This window comes from Lysobacter antibioticus HS124, from assembly GCF_000336385.2.
Taxonomy (GTDB): domain Bacteria; phylum Pseudomonadota; class Gammaproteobacteria; order Xanthomonadales; family Xanthomonadaceae; genus Lysobacter; species Lysobacter firmicutimachus.
In genome coordinates, this window is sequence record NZ_HG424532.1 from 1 (window position 1) to 19,082 (window position 19,082).

A 19,082-nucleotide genomic window follows, 5' to 3' on the forward strand; every position below is an offset into this window, starting at 1 on the left:
TTAGTCTGGGTGCCGTTGCGGTCGGTGACGGTGTCCAGGCGGCGGCGGAAGTCGGTGGCCGCGTCGTAGAAGGTCTGGCTGGCTTGCCCGCGAGAGTCAGTTACGCCCGAGATCTTGCGCGGAAGGGCGCCGGATACGGCAGAAAGGCCATAATTCTCCTGATTTCCTAGCGAGTCGGTGACCACTGCGCCGCCCGTGGCGGAATAGACAAGGCTGACACCATCGTTGTCCCCAGCGTGAACACTGGACACGACACGACCCTTGGCGTCATAGGCGAAGGTGCTGAATCGGACGTTGTCCTCGCCGCTGATGCCGGTCAGGTGGCCGAAGAAGCGGGCATCCTCATAATGATAGGTGCGTGTCTTTCCATCGGCATAGGTCGCCGTTTTGACCGTGCCGAGCGTGGGGTATTCGGGGTCCTGGTAGAGATAGGTATAGCTGGCGAGGTTCGAACCGGCCGAAGAAATCGAGACGATCTCGGCGTCGGAGGAAAGATCCGCGTAATGCAGTTGTACCGATCGTCCGGAGGAGTGGACGATGCGGTCCAGCCGGCCGTATTGATCGTAGAGATAGCTCAGGGACGATCCGTCTTCGAAGGCGACGCCGGACATCCGGCCTAGGGCGTCGAATTGGACGGTGCTGTCGCCTCGATAAAGGGACCAGCCTCCGCTCACGGCTGTGAGCCTGTCGCCGCTGTCGTCGGCGGCGAAGTAGCTGCTGCCGTTCTGCACGAACCTGGTTTGGTAGCCGTTGGCCTCGATCAGGCCGATCGTGGCTCCGGAAACTGCGAGACGGGTGGAGTGCGAGTGCGCCCAGCCGGGGCCGAAGCCGCCGTTGTTCATGCTGCTGCCGGAGTGGTAGCAGCGCACGAACGCGATCCAGCCGAGATCGAAGTCTTGCTCGGTTTCGAACTTTTCGCCGGTTTTGACGTCGCAGGGGTTGCCGACCATGCCCATGATGGCGGCCGCCTCACAGGAGCTGACCTTGCCCGATACGGTGGCGGTGATCTCCGTGTTGACGCAGGCCTCGTAGTCGTCGTTCCACTCCGTATAGCCGATGGGGCACATGATCCGGCGTTGGCGGGCGAACTGGGTGGGGCCGAAATCCACGGTCGTGGCGCAATTTTCGCCGGCGCGGACTGTGCGCGAGTACATGCGCACTTCGCTCCGGCCTTCGTAGCCGGGCTGCGCTTCGGTCCAGTCGCCCAACGGAACGGACTGCGCGGACGGAGCGCAGCTGGGGCTGGACGCGTCCATCATCTCGTTCATCTTGGCTACGGCTTCGGCCTCCGTGAGGTAGCCGGAGCCCAGGCCAGATCCGTAGGTCCAATCAGGATCGCTGGGCTGGTCCTTGCCCATCCAATAGGTGATCAGCGCGTTGCCGTCCGGGTCGATCTTGGCGCTCTTGATCTGTTCGACGAACAGATAGGCGCCTTCCCAGTCCGGAGAGGGGGCAGGAAGCTCCTTGATGGCGTCGATGGCTTCTTGCTGGGTGTTGTACTCGGTCGCTTGTCCCGTGGGATCTACGATCTTCCACTTGTTGCCGCTTTCTTGGGCAATGGCCCCGTGGCTCAACGAATAGGCTACTGCGACAGTGAGCAAGCTGCGGGCGATGCTTGAGCGTGCGGACGCCGTGCGAGCGTCCGATGCCCGATGGGGAGAGAGGGGGAATTTTGAAGGCATACCTGATCCTTGGCGACCGCGGATGCGGCCGGATTTCCGAACGGCTGAAGCCGCGGAGTCCTGATGGGTAGGGGGGGGAAACGTCTTGTCTTAAAAACCGAGTAGCGGCGTCCTCCTTCCTTGGCGACGGTATCGATCGGCGTGGGGCCATGCTCCGTGGCCCGCGATCATGGTCGAAGAGGGCAGACTAAAACGCAAGCGTCGCGAGCGTTGCGAACCGCAGTTTTGCCGGATGCATTTTTGCCCGAATCTGCTGTCGCCTCGAATGCGTAAAAACGTCGAAATGCCGCGGCTTCGGCGATCGTCGCCGCGCAGCGTTCCGGAGCCAACCAGGGTCTTTGATCATGACATTCGCCACCGCATCGTCGTGCCTGTGGCGCAGCGGCGAATCGCGCCTGCGACCGCCACCCCGGCTGTGCTAGTTTTGGGCCAAGTCCAGAGAGCCCCCTATGTCCTCGAATCTGCGTCGCACCAAGATCCTCGCCACCCTCGGCCCGGCCACCGATCCGCCGGGCGTACTGGACGCCCTGCTCAATGCCGGCGTCGACGTCGTCCGGCTCAATTTCTCCCACGGCGATCCGTCGGGGCAGGTGGCGCGGGCGCAGGCGGTGCGCGAGGCGGCGCAGCGGCAGGGCGTGGAAGTCGGCATCCTGGTCGACCTGCCGGGGCCGAAGATCCGCATCGAGCGTTTCGCCGAAGGCCGGGTGCTGCTCAAGGCCGGCGACCGCTTCGACCTGATCGCCAGCACCGACGCGCCGCCGGGCAATCTGCGCGAGGTCGGGGTCAGCTACCTGGGCCTGCCCAACGACGTCGCCCCGGGCGATGTGCTGCTGCTCGACGACGGCCTGCTGCAGCTGCGGGTCGGCGCGGTCGACGGCGCACGCATCATCACCACCGTGCTCAACGACGGCGCGCTGTCGGACCGCAAGGGCCTCAACAAGCTCGGCGGCGGCTTGTCGCTGGGCGCGCTGACCGAGCGCGACAAGGAACTGATCAAGATCGCCGCCGAACTCGGCGCCGACTTCATCGCGGTGTCGTTCTGCCGCAACGCCGAGGACATGCACGAGGCGCGCCGGATCGCCCGCGAGGCCGGCTGCGACGCCGCCCTGGTGTCGAAGATCGAACGCGCCGAAGCGATCGAGAACCTCGGCGAGATCGTCGAGGCCAGCGACGTGGTCATGGTCGCGCGCGGCGACCTGGGCGTGGAGATCGGCGATGCCGAGCTGCCCGGCCTGCAGAAGAAGATCATCCGCGAGTCGCTGGCGCGCAACCGGGTGGTGATCACCGCCACCCAGATGTTGCAGTCGATGGTCGACAACCCGATCCCGACCCGCGCCGAAGTGCTCGACGTCGCCAACGCGGTGATCGACGGCACCGACGCGGTGATGCTGTCGCAGGAATCGGCCGCCGGCCGCTATCCGGTCAAGGCGGTGGAGGCGATGTCGCGCATCTGCCTCGGCGCCGAGCGCCAGTTCGACCACGACACCGATTTCGAGGCGGCGCCGCGCAACCTGGAGCGCGCCGACCAGGCGATCGCGATGGCGGCGATGTTCCTGACCGAGCACATCGGCGTGCGCGCGATCGTCGCCATGACCGAGTCCGGTGGCACCGCGCGTTTCCTGTCGCGGTTCCGCTCCAACGCGCCGATCTACGCCTTCTCGCGCCACGCCGGTGCGCGCCGGCGCATGGCGCTGATGCGCGACGTCTACCCGATCGATTTCGACAGCCGCGGCCTGGCCTCGCGCGACGCCGCGCGCAGCGCGGTCAAGCAACTGTTCGACACCGGCAAGCTGGCCCAGGACGAGCGGGTGATCTTCACCAGCGGCGACACCATGGAGCAGCACGGCGCGACCAACACCTTGCGTCTGCTGCAGGTCGGCGCGGACGGTTGCGCCGAGGGCCTGGGCGAGTTGTAAGCCGATCCGCGGGGCCGCTGCGGTGGCGCCGATGCGGACATGCGATGCGGAGACACGAAAAAGCCCGGCTCGCGCCGGGCTTTTTCGTGCTCGCGATATTTCCGATCCGGTTTCTCTTCGAATGGCGGGCGATGCGCAGACCGTCGGTGTCAGCGATTCCAGACCGCGGCAGCGCGGTCGGGCGAAACTCAGGCGCCGGTGTAACCGCCGGCGTACACCGGCTTCCACTGGTCGGACTGGCGGGTCCAGATCTGGTACGAGCTGCCTTCGTACTGATGCAGACGGAAGATCAGTTCGGCCTCGCCGTCGCCGTCCAGGTCCAGGGCGTCGTGGAAGGCATGGGTTTCGACCATGTCGCCGCCGGTTTCGCGGGCGATGTCGCCGACCTTGCGGTACTGCTTGCCCGAGGCCTCCAGCACCAGCACCGCATCCAGGACGCTGTCGGCCTGGTCGGGGCGCTTGAGCGGTACCGCCGCGTCGGCCGTGGCGACCAGCAGGCGCTGGCCGCCGGCCAGCACCACGGCATGGGCGCGCAGGCCGGCGCGCTGTTCTTCGTCGTAGGGGCGCAGCGCTTTGTCGATCGCGGCGCGGTCCAGGCGCTTGCCGGTCAGCAGGGCGCGCAGTTCGCGCTCGACCGCGCGGCGCTCGTCGGACGACAGCTTCGCTTCGACCCGTGCGGCGCCGGCGCCGAGCGGCTCGTTGCTGGCCAGGCCAGCCAGCTTGTCGTCGCGCTCGGTCGCGGGCGGGTGGCGGACCTTGGCCTCCAGGCCCAGACCGACCTCTTCGCCGCGCTCGATGACCTGGACCAGGCCGTCGCCGGCGCCATTGCGGTAGAAGTGGAAACCGCGCCAGACCGGGTAGGTAGCGTCGCCGGTGGCGGCCTCGGCGTAGCGGCCGCGGCCGTCGATGCGCGCGATCGCGGTGAGGTAGCCATGATCGACGCCGAACAGCAGGCGCGGTTCGCCGGCCAGGCGTTCGACCTTGGGCGCGGTCATGCGTTCGCGGCGTTCGATCGCGGCCCGTGCGGCGGCACCGTCGCCGTCGGCCTGCAAGGCGTCGATCAGCAACTGGTGGCTGTCGCGCGCGAACGGGCGCAGGGCGATCGCGCGCTCGGCGATGGTGCGGCGCTCGGCGCCGGCGGCGCGGCGGTAGTCCTGCTCCAGCGAGGCCGCGGTCGGCGCACGCGGGCCGAGCAGGTCGGCGCGGATCCAGCCGACCGAGGGATTGGGGCGTTCGGAGGTCGCGCGCACCCAGTCGCCCAGCTGGCATTGCACCTGGACTTCGGCGCCGATCGGCACCGAGGTCACAGCGCCGCCGTCGGCGCGCGGCAGCGAGCGCATGCGTGCGGCGTCGACCACGACGTAGCGGGTGGAGCGGTCGAGCTGGGCTTCGCAGCGGGCGACGGCTTCGCGGAACTCTCGGTCGGCGTCGGTCTGGGCCTGGGCGGCGGGCAGGGCGGCTAAAACGCCCAGTGCCAGGGCGGCCACGGCCGATCGACGCAAGCAGTGGGGCGGAGGGTTCGAGGGCATGCGCGCGTTCCTTGTGCGGCGATGAGTCGGTCGCAGAGCTTAGGGCGGCCGCAGCCGCGCTGTACAGTCCGGAATGGACCACCGCGAATGCTGCATGGCACATCTCGCCTGAGGCGACGGGGGTGGGTTACAAGGACGAAGCGGCGGCCGCGTGCGTGGACGCCGCTCCGATCATCATGCACTGAGGAAGCTAATGAACAAGGGATACGCAATCATTGTGCGGGCCGCGCTGGCTGCCGCCGTGTTGGCGTCGGGCTCGGCCTGGGCAGCCGATGGCGACGCTTACGACTTCGGCGGCATGTACGGCCTGTACCCGTCCAATGGTGCCGTGCAGTACTACACCAATCCGGCCACGGGCGCGGCCAGTTGCCCGACAGGCTACGATGCCCACTTGGTCTACGGCACCGCCAACGTCGACTGGTCGATGTACCTGTGCACCCGCCCGCATGTGACCGGGCGCGCGCCGTTGTACGACTTCGGCGGCATGGTCGGCCTGGCCAATAGCCCGGAAAACGGCGCCCTGCCGTGGCGCGGCTATCACTACTTCGTCAATCCCTTCACTCATACTCACGAATGTCCGAGCGGCTATCAGCGCCGGCAGGTGCTGGGTACGCCGAGCGTCGACCACAATCTGTTCTATTGCTACCGGCCGCATGTCGAGGGCGGGTTGCGCCTGGATTTCGCGGGCATGACCGGCGACGGTGCCGCGCCGTACGCCAACCCCGCCACCGGCGTCGCCCATACCTGCCCCAGCGGCTATTCGCGCTACACCGCGTTGGGCAGCCCCAATATCGACTACACCTTCTACTACTGCGGCAAGCCGCAAAACGCGGGCCTGCAGCCGGCCGGCAAGGGCAGCCTGGGACTGGGCGAGCCGATCGTGCCGAATGCGGTCTCGCGCTTCCCGCACGACCCGGCGCAGCAGCAGGCCGATGTCGATCGGCAGGTGTTGTTGGCCAAGGGGTTGCGGCCGCGGGTGTTCCGGATGTGGATGCTCAATACCCATATCCTGACCGACGAAAACACCCTGGGGCCCTACGCCCACCTGCATCAGCGCGCGGTGCAAGCCTTGGCCGACGCCAACATCACCCTGGTTGGCGTGGACAATTCGTTTCCGACCTGGTTGACCGGTGTGCCGGGACGCGAGGGCGGCTCCTGGATTCTGCCGTGCCCGGAATCGGGCTCGGCGACGTACGCGAGCTTCCTGCAGCGCTATGAGAAGAGCTGGGCCACGATCGCGCGCGCCTATCCGCAGATCAAGCTGTGGCAGGTCGCGAACGAAACCAATGGCGTGAAGGTCAATGGCCACGGCATCGACGTGTTCGCGGCGCCGTTGGCGGGACAGCCCGGCGCTTGCGCAAACGGACGAGTCCAGTTCACCGACCAAGACCGGGTCGACATCACCATGGACCTGATGCTGCATGCGCGGCGCGGCATCAAGGCCGGCAATCCGCAGGCGCTGGCCTTCTTCCCGCCGCCGTCCCCGCTCGGCGACGTGAGCCTGGCGCCGATCGCCAATTTCATCGGCGCGGTTTACGCCAACATCGCGGCCGGCAACCGGCCCAGTACCAACGCGCGCGACTACTTCGACGGCGTGTCTTGGCATCCGTACATCTTCGGCGATGCGACCGCGACCAGTTGGCTGCAGACCAACAACGCTATCCACGATGTGCTGGAGAACTACGGCGACGGTGATGTGCCGGTGATCCTGTCCGAGGCCGGCAACTCGTCGCTCTCCTGCAGCGCCGGCTCATGCCAGGAACGCTCGGCGACCCAGCTGCGCGACTGGATGCAGCACACCCTGGAGCTGAGCCAGTCGCCGGAGGCTTCGGCGATGCCGTGGCTGACCTATCTGATCTGGTTCCGGATGAGCGACGTGCACAGCGACCTGATCACGGCGCCCGATCCCGAGCACCATTACGGCATCCTGAAGGGCGACAACAACACGCCGTCACCTTCGTCGAATCTGTTCTGCCAGTACACCGGCTGCTACTCGCTGGAAAGCATCCCGTTCTGATGTGCAATCGCCGGCGGCCGGACAGGCCGGCCGCCGGTATCGGACGGAATTCCACCCCGGGGCGTCATAGGGGCGGCGCGTGCGTGAGCGGAGGCGGGCGCGGCCATGGAACCGGCATTGCGTGGCGTCGAGCCTAACGACGGTGTGCCCGGCGGCTGGATCGGGGGCGGCGCCCCCGATGACATCGGTACCGGTCGCCGCGCGAGGGCGCCTTGTAACCGATTACCCGCGCCGCACGTCGCAAGTCTCTGATTGAACAGGGCTCGGCCAAGGCAGCGTTCACCCGCAACCGCTATAATCGCGGGCTTCCCACCGCTCCCGCAGGATCTCCATGAGCATCGAACAGCTTGCCGAAACCGCCCAGGCCATGGTCGCCGCGGGCAAGGGCATCATCGCCATCGACGAGTCGAACGCCACCATCGCCAAGCGCTTCGCCGGCGTCGGCATCGACAACACCGAGGAGAACCGCCGCGCTTACCGCGAGCTGCTGCTCACCACGCCGAAGATCGGCGACTACATCTCCGGCGCGATCCTGTACGACGAAACCATCCGCCAGTCGACCAAGGCCGGCGTGCCGTTCACCAAGATCATGATGGACAACGGCGTGATCCCGGGCATCAAGGTCGACAAGGGCCCGCAGCCGCTGGCCGGCTTCCCGGGCGAAGTCGTCACCGAAGGCCTGGACGGCCTGCGTGCGCGCCTGGAGGAGTACTACAAGCTCGGCGCTCGCTTCGCCAAGTGGCGCGCGGTCATCAACATCGGCGACGACATCCCGTCGGGCACCTGCATCGAAGCCAACAGCCACGCGCTGGCGCGCTACGCCGCGCTGTGCCAGGAGCAGGGGCTGGTGCCGATGGTCGAGCCGGAAGTGATCATGGACGGCAGCCACGACATCGATACCTGCTTCGAAGTCACCGAAGTGACCCTGCGCTCGCTGTTCGGCGCGCTGTACGAGCACAGCGTGCTGCTCGAGGGCACCATCCTCAAGGCGTCGATGGTCCTGCCGGGCACCCTGGCCGCCGAGAAGGCCAGCGTCGAGGAAGTCGCCGCCGCCACCCTGCAGTGCCTGAAGTCGACCGTGCCGGCGACCCTGCCGGGCATCGTGTTCCTGTCCGGCGGCCAGTCCGACGAGGACGCCACCGCCCACCTCAACGCGATGAACCTGATGGGCCCGAACCCGTGGCCGCTGTCGTTCTCCTACGGCCGCGCCATGCAGTCGGCGGCGCTGAAGCTGTGGTCGCAGGATCTGGCCGGCAACGTCGCCAAGGCCCAGCAGACCGTGTACGAGCGCGCCAAGGCCAACGGCCTGGCCGCGCTGGGCCAGTGGCAGAAGGCGGCCTGAGCCGACCCGCGCCGCTGACATAGCGACGAAAACGCCGGCCCCGCGCCGGCGTTTTCGTTTTTGCGGCGGCGGACCGCGCGCCGCCGGTGCGCGCGGCCGGCGCCGGCCGTAAGCTGCGGGTCCTGCCGCAGGGACGCCATGCCGTGACCGAGATCTCCATGCCGACCATTCCTCCCGCCGCCGCTACCGCGGTACGTGCCGGGCACACGATCGAGGCGATCAAGCTGGTGCGGGAGGCCAACCCGGGCATGCGCTTGGCCGAGGCCAAGGATGCGGTGGAGGCCTATGTCGAGGCCAATATCGAGGCGGGCGGCTGGAAGGATGCGCCGGCCGCGGACGGGCCGGCGGCGGTGCGCGCCACCGGCGGGCTGCCCGACGAGGCGGTGAGCCTGTTGCGCAGCGGCCGCCGGCTGGAGGCGGTGAAGCGGGTGCGCGAGGCGCTGGGCCTGGGCCTGCGCGACGCTCTGACCCGGGTCGAAGCCTTCGAGGCGGAAGAGGACAAGGCTTTCGTCTCCGGCCGCGCGCCGGTGATGGCCGCGGTGCCGGGCGATGTCGCCATGGCCTTGTTGCGCGGCGACCGCGAGGGTGCGCTGGAACTGTTGCAGAACCGCCACGGCCTGGAGCCGACGGAGGCGCTGCGCCAGGTGCTGCTGCACGAACGCCAGCGGATAGGCCGCGGCGGCGGCCGCCAGCAGGCCACGGTCGCCGCGGGCGACGGCGGCGGTCGCTGGATGGTTTGGGCCGCGCTTGCGGCCTTGCTGGCCGGCGGCGCCTGGTACGCGTTGGTTTGAACCGGCACGCGGGTCGATAGTCGCGCCGGACGAGCCCCTTGCAACCGTCGTGCCCGGCCGGAACGCTCGCCGCCGCCCGCCCTGGACGATGCCCGCGAAGCCGGGCATCGTCCAGGGCTGCATCCAGGTTCGGCCCTGAAGTCTTTGCATGTTCGGTGTGGCCGAAGCGCTGCCGGGCCGTTCGAGTGGGAACGACGGCATGCGCCGCCAGAGAAGCGCAACGCAGGGAATCGAGCGCGCTCGATTCCCCGCGTTCTGGTGACCTCGCTCAACCCAGCGAGGCCAGCCATTCGTCGTCGCTGCCCTCGGCGATGCCTTCGAACAGGAAGGTGCTGAGGTAGCGCTCGCCGGTGTCCGGCAGCATCGCCAGGATCACCGCGCCGGGCTCGGCATTGCGCGCCACTTCCAGCGCCGCGGCCGCGGTGGCGCCGGCGGAAATGCCGACGAAGAGGCCTTCCTCGGCGGCGAGCCGGCGCGCGGTGTCGCGGGCGAGCACGTCGTCGACCGACAGGATCGCGTGCGCGGCGTTGCGGTTGAGTACCGCCGGGACGAAGTCCGGGGTCCAGCCCTGGATCTTGTGCGGCTGCCATTCCTTGCCGCTGAGCAGGGCGGCGCCGGCCGGTTCGCAGGCGGTGACCTGCACCTCGGGCCGGGCCAGGCGCAGCATTTCGCCGACTCCGGTGAGGGTGCCGCCGGTGCCCCAGCCGCTGACGAAATGATCCAGCCGGCGGCCGGCGAAGTCCTGCAGGATTTCGGCCGCGGTGGTGCTGCGGTGGTAGGCCGGATTGGCCGGGTTCTCGAACTGGCGGGCCAGGAACCAGCCGTGTTTCTCGGCCAGTTCGGCGGCGCGCCGGACCATGCCGCTGCCGCGCTCGGCGGCCGGGGTCAGGATCACCTTGGCGCCGTAGGCGCGCATCAGCTTGCGCCGCTCGACCGAGAAGGTCTCGCTCATCGTCGCCACGAACTTGTAGCCGCGCGCGGCGCAGACCATCGCCAGGGCCACGCCGGTATTGCCCGAGGTCGCCTCGATCACGGTGTCGCCGGGCTTGAGCAGGCCGCGCGCCTCGGCGTCGAGCACGATCGCCAGGGCCAGGCGGTCCTTGACCGAGCCGCCGGGATTGAAGGCCTCGACCTTGGCGTAGAGCGTCACGTGGGCGGGAGCGAGGCGGTGCAGGCGCACCACCGGCGTGCGGCCGACGGTGTCGAGAATGCTGTCGTGGATCATGGCGAAGACTCCGGAGCAAGCCTGGGGGGGACGTCTTGCGAGTATGAACTTCGCCGGCCGGCGCGGCGGCCTGGCGGCGGTTACCGGACTGCAACAGCGGTCGCGGCCCCAACACATGGCCGGCACGACTTTGCGGATACGGTGGTCAACCAATGGCCCACGCATGCGTTCATGCCCCACCGCTAGACTCGCGCGGTTTCGTTGCCGCGCGTGCCGCGTCCGTCGCGCGATCCGTCCGCCGCAGCCTCCGGGCCGCGGCGGGCCGCGCTGCCGCCCTCCCGGGCCCCCGTTCAGAGAACCGCATGCGACCCAGTACCGGATTCCCCCTGTGTTTCGCCCTCGTTTCTGCGCTGGCCCTGGCCGCCTGCGGCAAGGGGGCGGCGCCCCAGGGCGGTCCAGGCGGGGGCGGGCCCGGCGGGAGCGGCGACCGGCCGGTGCCGGTGACGGTCGAGTCGGTGCGTCTGCGGCCGTGGAACGACAGCCTGCAGGCGCTGGGCAACGTCAAGGCGCGCGAGTCGGTCACGGTCACCGCCAAGGTCAGCGAAATCGTCCAGACCGTGCATTTCGACAGCGGCGACCGGGTCGCGGCCGGCGCGTCGCTGGTCACCCTCAGCGGCAAGGCCCAGCAGGCCGCCCTGGCCCAGGCCGAAGCCGCGGCCAAGGAAGCCGAGAGCCTGTACCAGCGCCAGAGCGAGCTGGCCGCGCAGCAGCTGATCGCGCGCTCGGCGCTGGACACCCAGCGCGCCACCCGCGACGCCACCCGCGCCCGGGTCGAGCAGATGAAGGCCGACATCGGCGATCGGGTGATCCGGGCGCCGTTCGCCGGCGTGCTCGGCATCCGCCAGGTCAGCCCGGGTTCGCTGGTCACCCCGGGCACGCCGATCGCCACCCTCGACGACACCGACCGCGTCTACGTCGACTTCCCGGTGCCGGAAACCCGCCTGGCCAGCCTGGCCCGCGGCCAGCGCATCGACGGCGGCAGCGCCGCTTACCCAGGGCGCACGTTCGAAGGCACGGTCGGCACGGTCGACGCGCGCATCGACCCGGCCACGCGCGCGGTCACCGTGCGCGGCGAGTTCGCCAATCCCGAGCACTTGTTGCGCCCGGGCATGCTGATCCAGGTGACCCTGCTGCAGCCCGAGCGCCAGGCGCTGCTGGTGCCGGAGATCGCGGTGGTCCAGGTGGGCACCGATTCCTACGTGTTCCGGGTCAAGCCGGACCAAACCGTCGAGCGCGCCGACGTGCGCGTGGGCGCGCGCCGCGAGGGCCTGGCCGAAATCGTCGAGGGGCTGGCCGCCGGCGACCGCATCGTCGTCGACGGCACCGGCAAGCTGCGCGTCGGCAGCAAGATCGCCGCCGCGCCGGCGGGCGCCGCGAGGTCGCCGGCGAAGGCCGCGGCCGGCAAGGGCGGCGCGCATGACTGAGCTCTCGCGCCTGTCCGAATGGCTGCGCGCGCTGCTGCCGGCCTTGCCGGGTGCGGCGCGCTCCGATAGCGCGGCGGAGACGGCCAACGACGATGCGCCGCTCAGCGAGACGCGCGACGGCGCCAAGCCGGCGCCGGTCTACATCGCGCCCAAGCGCCGCGACGGCCGGAGCGACGGCCGATGATGCTGTCCGACGTTTCGATCCGCCGCCCCGTGTTCGCCACGGTGATGAGCCTGCTGTTGATCGTGCTCGGGGTGATGGCGTTCTCGCGCCTGACCCTGCGCGAGCTGCCGGCGATCGACCCGCCGGTGGTCTCGGTCGACGTGACCTATCCCGGCGCCTCGGCGGCGGTGGTGGAAACCCGCATCACCCAGGTGCTGGAAGACGCGCTGGCCGGCATCGAGGGCATCGAGAGCATCGAGTCGCGCAGCGTCAACGGCCGCGCTTCGATCAGCATCGAGTTCACCCTGCAGCGCGAGATCGAGGCCGCCGCCAACGACGTGCGCGACGCGGTCAGCCGGGTGTCCAACCGGATGCCGGAAGAAGCCGACCCGCCGCAGATCGAAAAGGTCGAGAGCGACGCCGACCCGATCCTGTGGCTCAACATGAGCTCCAAGCAGATGGACACGCTGCAGCTGTCCGACTACGCGGAGCGCTACGTGGTCGACCGGCTGTCCTCGGTCGACGGCGTGGCCCAGGTGCGGATCGGCGGCCAGCAGCGCTACGCGATGCGGATCTGGCTGGACCAGAACGCGCTGGCCGCGCGCGGCATCACCGTCAACGAAGTCGAGGCCGCGCTGCGTGCGGAGAACGTCGAGTTGCCGGCGGGCCGGATCGAATCGGAATCGCGCGATTTCACCTTGCGCGTGGCGCGCAGCTACCAGAAGCCGGAAGACTTCGCCCAGATCCCCTTGGGCAAGGGCGCCGACGGCTATGTGGTGCGGCTCGGCGACGTGGCCCGGATCCAGCTCGATTCGGCCGAACGCCGCGCCTACTACCGCAGCAACGGCGAGCCCAACATCGGCCTGGGCATCGTCAAGACGTCCACCGACAACAGCCTGGACGTGGCCCGGGCGATCCGCGAAGAGGCCGACGTGATCCGGCCCAGCCTGCCGGAGGGCACCGACATCTTCGTCGCCTTCGACACCACCATCTTCATCGAGTCGGCGGTCGAGCGGGTCTACCACACCCTGTTCGAGGCGATGGTGCTGGTGCTGATCGTGATCTGGCTGTTCCTGGGAAGCTTCCGCGCCGCGCTGATCCCCGCGGTGACGGTGCCGGTGTGCCTGATCGCAGCCTTCATTCCGCTGTACGCGTTCGGCTTCTCGATCAACCTGCTGACCCTGCTGGCGCTGGTGCTGTGCATCGGCCTGGTGGTCGACGACGCGATCGTGGTGCTGGAGAACATCCAGCGCCGGGCCGATCTCGGCGAACCCAAGCTGGTCGCCGCCGCGCGCGGCACCAAGCAGGTCGCCTTCGCGGTGATCGCGACCACCGCGGTGCTGGTCGCGGTGTTCCTGCCGGTCGGCTTCATGGAAGGCAACACCGGGCGGCTGTTCCGCGAACTGTCGGTGGCCCTGGCCGGTGCGGTCGCGTTGTCGGCCTTCGTCGCGCTGACCCTGACGCCGATGATGTCATCCAAGTTCGTGCGTCCGCACAGCGAGGAGAAATCCAATCCGGTCAATCGCTGGGTCAACGCGCGCCTGGACGGGGTCGGCCGCCGCTATCGGCGCCTGCTGGACCACACCGTCGAGCGGCCGTGGCTGTTCGGCGTGCTGATGCTGGTCGCGTTGGCGGTGAGTTTCGGCCTGTTCAAGCTGGTGCCGTCGGAACTGGCGCCGCAGGAGGACCGTGGCTCGTTCCAGATCTCGATCCTCGGACCGGAAGGCGCCGGCTTCGACTACACGGTCAAGCAGGTGCAGCAGGTCGAGAAGATCGTCGCCTCGCACACCGGCCCGGACCAGACCATCCAGCGCTACAACCCGCGCGTGCCCGGCGGTTTCGGCGTCAGCGAGGAAATGCACACCGGCCGCATCGCGGTGTTCCTGCAAGATTGGGACAAGCGCGAACAGAGCACGGCCGAGGTCGCCGACGGCCTGCGCGCCGAGCTGGGCAAGCTGACCGGCGTGCGCGCCTTGCCGCAGGTCGGCGGCGGCCTGGTGCGCACCCGCGGTCAGCCCATCCAGATCGTGCTCGGCGGCCCCGAGTACGCGCAGCTGGCGCAGTGGCGCGACCGCCTGTTGGCGCGGATCGAGCAGAACAAGGGCCTGTTCTCGGCCGACTCGGACTACAAGGAAACCCGGCCGCAGATGCGGGTCGAGATCGACCGCCAGCGCGCCGCCGACCTCGGCGTCAGCGTCACCGACATCGGTCACGCGCTGGAGACCCTGATGGGCTCGCGCCGGGTCACCACCTTCGTCCAGAACGGCGAGGAGTACGACGTGATCGCCCAGGCCGACCGGGTCCTGCGCGCTTCGCCGGACGATCTGGCGGCGATCCAGGTGCGCGCCCGCGACGGCGGCCTGGTGCCGCTGTCGAATCTGGTCACGCTCAAGGAACTGGCCGAGCCCGGCAGCCTGAACCGCTTCAACCGCCTGCGCGCGATCACCATCAGCGCCGGCCTCGCGCCGGGCTACACCATGGGCGAGGCGATCGCCTGGCTGAACCAAGTGGTGGCCGAGGAACTGCCGGAGCAGGCCCAGATCGACTGGAAGGGCGAATCGCGCGAATACCAGAAGGCCGGCGGCGCGGTGCTGATGACCTTCACCTTGGCCCTGCTGGTGGTGTACCTGGTGCTGGCGGCGCAGTTCGAAAGCTTCATCCATCCGTTCGTGATCATGCTGACCGTGCCTCTGGGCGTGCTCGGCGCCTTGCTCGGCCTGTGGATGACCGGCGGCACGCTCAATCTGTTCAGCCAGATCGGCATCGTCATGCTGGTCGGTCTGGCGGCCAAGAACGGCATCCTGATCGTCGAGTTCGCCAACCAGTTGCGCGACGAAGGCCGGCGCATCCACGACGCGATCGTGGAGGCTTCGGCGGTGCGCCTGCGGCCGATCCTGATGACTTCGATCGCGACCGTGGTCGGCGCGGTGCCGCTGGTGCTGGCCGGCGGTCCGGGCTCGGCCAGCCGGGCGACGATCGGCGTGGTAGTGATCTTCGGCGTCTCGTTCTCGACCCTGCTGTCGCTGTTCATCGTGCCGGCGTTCTACGTGCTGCTGGCGCGCTACACCAAGTCGCCCGAAGCGGTCGCGCAGGAGCTGGAGAAACTGGAAAAGGAAACCCCGCAGGCCGGCGGCCACGCCTGAGCCGAGCTCTTGTAGGAGCGGCGTGAGCCGCGACAACCGAAGCGGTGCTCGAACGCGTACCGGCCGAAGCCCATAAGCCGGCCGCCGGCTTTACCGTTCATCCGGTCTGCGGCCACAGCGCTGGCTTATACCGCTGCGGCGGTCGCGGCTCACGCCGCTCCTACAGGGGCGGCGGGGCGGCGTTTCGGCTTGGCGTTTGCAGCCCGACCGCCGGCTAATTAGGCTTATCCCATGAACGCCGCCGTTTCCTCTGCCGACCCCGTTCCGGGCGACGGCTTCGTCCTGCGCCGCTGGCGCCGCGACGATCTCGACAGCCTGGTGGCGCACGCGCACGACGAGCAGGTTTCGCGCGCGACCAGCGACCGCTTTCCCTATCCCTACACCCGAGAGGACGGCGAACGCTTCCTCGCCGGCGAAGTCGTCGACCTCAACGCTTCGGTGTTCGCGATCGTGGTCGACGGCCGCGCGGTCGGCGGCATCGGCGCGCGCCCGGGCAGCGGCGAGCGTGCGCACTCGGCCGAGTTCGGCTACTGGCTGGGCCGGCGCCTGTGGGGCGCGGGGCTGATGACCAGGGTGGTCGCCGCGTACGCGCCCTGGGCGATGCGCGAGCTGTCGCTGTACCGGTTGTACGCGACGGTGCTCGACCACAACCCGGCCTCGGCGCGGGTGCTGCTCAAGAACGGTTTCGACGAAGAAGGCGCGCAACGCTGCGCCGTGTACAAGCGCGGCCAACTGCACGATCTGCGGGTGTTCGCCAAGGTAAGAAGGAGTCTCGACGATGCGACATGACCCTCCGCGCGGCCCGCGCAAGCCCGGCGGTACGGGCGAGGGCGGCCCCTGGCGCAGCGGCCCGCGCCGCGACGAACGTCGCGACGACGCGCGACCGCCGCGGCCGGCCGGCGAGGAACCGCACCATCGCGAGGGCGCGCCGCATCGCGGCCACGCCCATCCGCATTCGCGTTCCGAGCGCCGCGAGCAACGTCATCGCCATGGCGACGGCCCCTATCGCGACAGCGTCCGCGACGACGCGCGCGAACGCGCGCCGCGCGCCGGCCTGCGCGCCCGCGACGAAGCCCGCGGCCGCTTCGAGGACGGCGACGACGAAGGCTACGACGCGCCGTCGCCGCAGCGCGCGCGCCGCGACGCGGAGGTGCGCCTGTACGGGCTCAACGCGATCCGCGCCGTGTACGCGCGCCGCCCGCAGGCGATCCGCAAGCTGTACCTGGACACGCCGCGCATTCCCCAATTGCAGCCGCTGCTGGCCTGGTGCGTGGCCAACCGGGTCGGTTACCGGGTGGTCGAACAGGACGATCTCGACCGCCTGGCGGCGAGCAACCATCACGAAGGCGTGGTCGCCGACGTACTGCGCGAGGAACCGGTCTCGTTGTCGGAATGGCTGCGCGATCTGCCGGCCGGGCCGCAACTGGCGCTGTGGCTGGACGGCGTCGGCAATCCGCACAACCTCGGCGCGATCCTGCGTTCGGCCGCGCACTTCGGCGTGAGCGCGGTGTTGCTGCCGAAGGATTCCAGCCTGGCCCTGTCCGGCGCCGCCGCACGCGTCGCCGAGGGCGGCGCCGAAGCGGTGCCGATGGTCCGCATGGGCCGCAGCGACAACGCCCTGGCGCAGTTGCGCGGCGCCGGTTTCGCCCTCGCCGCGACGGTGGTGAACGGCGGCGACGACCTGTTCCGCGCCCCGCTGCCCGAACGCCTGGTGTACGTGCTCGGCGCCGAAGGCGAGGGCATGGACCGCGAACTGGCCGCGGCCTGCGACCAGCGCCTGTCGATCCCGGGCTCGGGCCGGGTCGAAAGCCTCAACGTCGCCGCGGCCACCGCGGTGCTGTTGGCGGCCTGGCGCGCGCGCCGTTGAGCGCGCGCGCCGTCGCGGCGCTCAGACCAGCCGCTTGATGCGTTCGAGCAGTTCGGCGTAAGCCTCGGCCTGGTCCGGCGACTTCAGCATCGCGCTCAGGCACACCGCGGTGGCGGCTTCCTGCAGCACCTGCATCCGCTGCCGGTGCTGGGCGGTGCCGACCTGCTCCAGGGCGGCGACGAAGGCATCGGTGCAGGCGCGCTGGCCGTAGGCGAAGTCGCCGATCGCGCCGAGCACCTTGTCCTGGGCGAAATTCACCGCGTCCTTGACCTGGCCGGAGACTTCGCTGCCGAGCTGGGCGTTCTGGGTCGAGGCCAAGGCGTTCAGCGCTTGCGCGGTGTCGTTCACGGCGGTCTCCACTCGTTGCGGGCCTGCGTCGGATGCGGTGTCCACGCTATAAAGCTGCATGACGCCCTGGGTCAGGGACGCCTGCGCCGTGATCTGCAATTGCTGCTGGCTGGTCACGGCGTCCTGATACAGCACGGCCAGCGCGTGCGAGACGGATTGGTAGATCGTGCCCATCCCCACGGCCGGCGCTTGGCCGAGGACTTTGACGTTGGCCTGGGTGACGGCATCGGTGATCTGCGGATTGACGACAGTGTCCGGCATGAGTTCCCCCTGTATGGATAGCGACGTATGAGCGGCGTGCAGCCGTGCGTCTTGGAACAACGCAATTCGCACCCGCGACCGGGCGCACCGCGGGCCGGTTCTGTGACTCGAACGTCGGAATCGGACGAGGGCGGCGACAGGGCCCAGGGGCGGAGCGGATCAAGCGCGCCGGATTCCCCGCACCCTTGCCAGCGTTCCCACCGCGGCGGCGGCCGGGCCCAGCCCAAACGAAAACGAGGAACGGGCAGGCACGCTGCTCGTTCCTCGTTGCGGGCCACTCGCGTCGGCTTGGAGCCTCACTCCTCCGGCGGCGTCACCTGCTTCGCGCGGCTGCCGAAATCGCCCTCGGCCGACGCCGCCAGGTAGGCGAACACCGCGTAGGCGGCGACGTTCTGCGCCAGCGCCTTGGGATCGATCTTGTCGAGGGTGTCGTCGGGCGTGTGGTGGTAGTCGAAGTAATCGCTGCCGTCCTGCGCCAGCCGCGCCCAGGCCAGGCCGCCGGCGGCGAACGGCGAGATGTCCGGGCCGGGGCCGCCCTTGCCGGGCGTGTGTTCGATGCCCAGCGGCGCCAGCGCTTTGGCGATCTGCTTGTCGGCGGCTTGGGCGTAGTCAGGGGCCGAGCTGGAATAGGCGTAGATGCGGCCGGCGCCGAAATCGCTCTCGGCGCCGATCTGATGCTTGGCCACATCCTTGGCGTGCTTGAGCGCATAGGCCTTGCCGCCGTGCAAACCCTGTTCCTCGTTGGCGAAGGCGATCACCCGCACGCTGCGCGCCGGGCGCAGCCGGGTCTGGCCGATCAGCTTGGCCGCGGCCATGGTCAGGCCGACGCCGGCGCCGTCGTCGATCGCGCCGGTGCCCAAGTCCCAGGAATCCAGATGGCCGCCGATGATCACCACTTCCTCCGGCTTGCTCTTGCCGCGGATTTCGCCGATCACGTTGTGGGAGGTCGCTTCGCCGTCCCAGCCGCAGTCCAGCGCGAGGCTGACCTTGATCGGGCCGCGCGCGCTGAGGCGGGCGAGCTGGTCGGCGTCCGGCCCGGCCAGCGCGGCCGAGGGGATCGGGGTCAGGCCGTCGTCGAAACGGGTGATGCCGGTGTGCGGGTTGCGGTGCGAGTCGGTGCCGGCCGAACGCATCAGGAAGGCCGAGGCGCCGGCGCGGATCGCCGCGGACGGGCCGCGGCTGCGCACGCGTCCGCCGGGGCCGTAGCCGGCGCCGTCGCGGGCGCGCTCCATGCGGTAGTCGACGAAAGCGATCTTGCCGGCCAGCGAGCCGGCCGGTGCCGCTTCCAGCGCGGCCAGGTCGGCGAAGCGCACGACCTCGGCCTCGACCTGGCCGGCCGGGCTGCCGCCGAGCGCGGTCAGCGCCAGCGGCTGG

13 protein-coding genes and 1 pseudogene are annotated in these 19,082 nt (G+C 69.5%); 9 read left to right on the plus strand and 5 right to left on the minus strand.

The window, feature by feature from the left end; translation table 11 throughout:
- The coding region (locus tag TX83_RS16015; protein ID WP_222423777.1) for a DUF6531 domain-containing protein at positions 1-1,682 on the minus strand (1,682 nt) is incomplete at its 3' end.
- A 449-nt stretch (positions 1,683-2,131) separates the two neighbouring features.
- On the opposite strand from TX83_RS16015, the gene pyk reads away from it, so the two are divergent.
- Complete coding sequence (gene pyk, locus TX83_RS16020; protein WP_064748974.1) at positions 2,132-3,598, plus strand: pyruvate kinase; 1,467 nt, start codon at positions 2,132-2,134, stop codon at positions 3,596-3,598.
- Between the two features lie 188 nt (positions 3,599-3,786).
- Here the strand turns inward: pyk and TX83_RS16025 are convergent, their stop codons facing one another.
- On the minus strand, positions 3,787-5,085 hold the full coding sequence (locus tag TX83_RS16025) for an SH3 domain-containing protein (RefSeq protein ID WP_064748975.1): 1,299 nt from the start codon (positions 5,083-5,085) through the stop codon (positions 3,787-3,789).
- 235 nt (positions 5,086-5,320) lie between these two features.
- Here TX83_RS16025 and TX83_RS16030 point away from each other — a divergent pair, with 235 nt between their 5' ends.
- From TX83_RS16030 to TX83_RS16040, 3 genes are all read left to right on the plus strand, one after another.
- Positions 5,321-7,144 (plus strand): hypothetical protein, encoded by a 1,824-nt coding sequence (locus tag TX83_RS16030; protein ID WP_064748976.1) that lies wholly within the window; start codon positions 5,321-5,323, stop codon positions 7,142-7,144.
- A gap of 331 nt (positions 7,145-7,475) precedes the next feature.
- The gene (locus tag TX83_RS16035; protein ID WP_064748977.1) at positions 7,476-8,486 is read left to right on the plus strand and encodes a class I fructose-bisphosphate aldolase; all 1,011 of its coding nucleotides are present in this window, start codon (positions 7,476-7,478) and stop codon (positions 8,484-8,486) included.
- A gap of 158 nt (positions 8,487-8,644) precedes the next feature.
- Complete coding sequence (locus TX83_RS16040) at positions 8,645-9,277, plus strand: hypothetical protein (protein WP_141233531.1); 633 nt, start codon at positions 8,645-8,647, stop codon at positions 9,275-9,277.
- Between the two features lie 268 nt (positions 9,278-9,545).
- Here the strand turns inward: TX83_RS16040 and cysK are convergent, their stop codons facing one another.
- Positions 9,546-10,502 (minus strand): cysteine synthase A, encoded by a 957-nt coding sequence (cysK, locus tag TX83_RS16045; protein ID WP_064748979.1) that lies wholly within the window; start codon positions 10,500-10,502, stop codon positions 9,546-9,548.
- A 302-nt stretch (positions 10,503-10,804) separates the two neighbouring features.
- Here cysK and TX83_RS16050 point away from each other — a divergent pair, with 302 nt between their 5' ends.
- The 5 genes from TX83_RS16050 to TX83_RS16070 all read left to right on the plus strand — a co-directional run bounded on the left by TX83_RS16050 (position 10,805) and on the right by TX83_RS16070 (position 17,099).
- Positions 10,805-11,926: an efflux RND transporter periplasmic adaptor subunit gene (locus TX83_RS16050; RefSeq protein ID WP_064748981.1), complete on the plus strand. Its 1,122-nt coding sequence runs from the start codon at positions 10,805-10,807 to the stop codon at positions 11,924-11,926.
- Positions 11,919-12,110: a hypothetical protein gene (locus TX83_RS16055; protein WP_064748982.1), complete on the plus strand. Its 192-nt coding sequence runs from the start codon at positions 11,919-11,921 to the stop codon at positions 12,108-12,110. The genes TX83_RS16050 and TX83_RS16055 overlap by 8 nt, the downstream gene beginning before the upstream one ends.
- Positions 12,107-15,232 (plus strand): efflux RND transporter permease subunit, encoded by a 3,126-nt coding sequence (locus TX83_RS16060; RefSeq protein ID WP_064748983.1) that lies wholly within the window; start codon positions 12,107-12,109, stop codon positions 15,230-15,232. The genes TX83_RS16055 and TX83_RS16060 overlap by 4 nt, the downstream gene beginning before the upstream one ends.
- A gap of 231 nt (positions 15,233-15,463) precedes the next feature.
- Entirely contained in the window at positions 15,464-16,021 is a 558-nt protein-coding gene (locus TX83_RS16065; protein ID WP_064748984.1) for a GNAT family N-acetyltransferase, read from the plus strand.
- Positions 16,022-16,286: 265 nt separating this feature from the next.
- Entirely contained in the window at positions 16,287-17,099 is an 813-nt protein-coding gene (locus TX83_RS16070; RefSeq protein WP_428992572.1) for a TrmH family RNA methyltransferase, read from the plus strand.
- A 297-nt stretch (positions 17,100-17,396) separates the two neighbouring features.
- On the opposite strand, the pseudogene TX83_RS24100 reads toward TX83_RS16070, so the two are convergent.
- Together TX83_RS24100 and TX83_RS16080 are read right to left on the minus strand one after the other, a co-directional pair.
- Positions 17,397-17,708, minus strand: a pseudogene (locus tag TX83_RS24100) (RebB family R body protein); the annotation flags it as partial.
- Positions 17,709-18,004: 296 nt separating this feature from the next.
- On the minus strand, positions 18,005-19,082 hold a 1,078-nt coding region (locus TX83_RS16080; protein WP_064748985.1), incomplete at its 5' end, for a M28 family peptidase.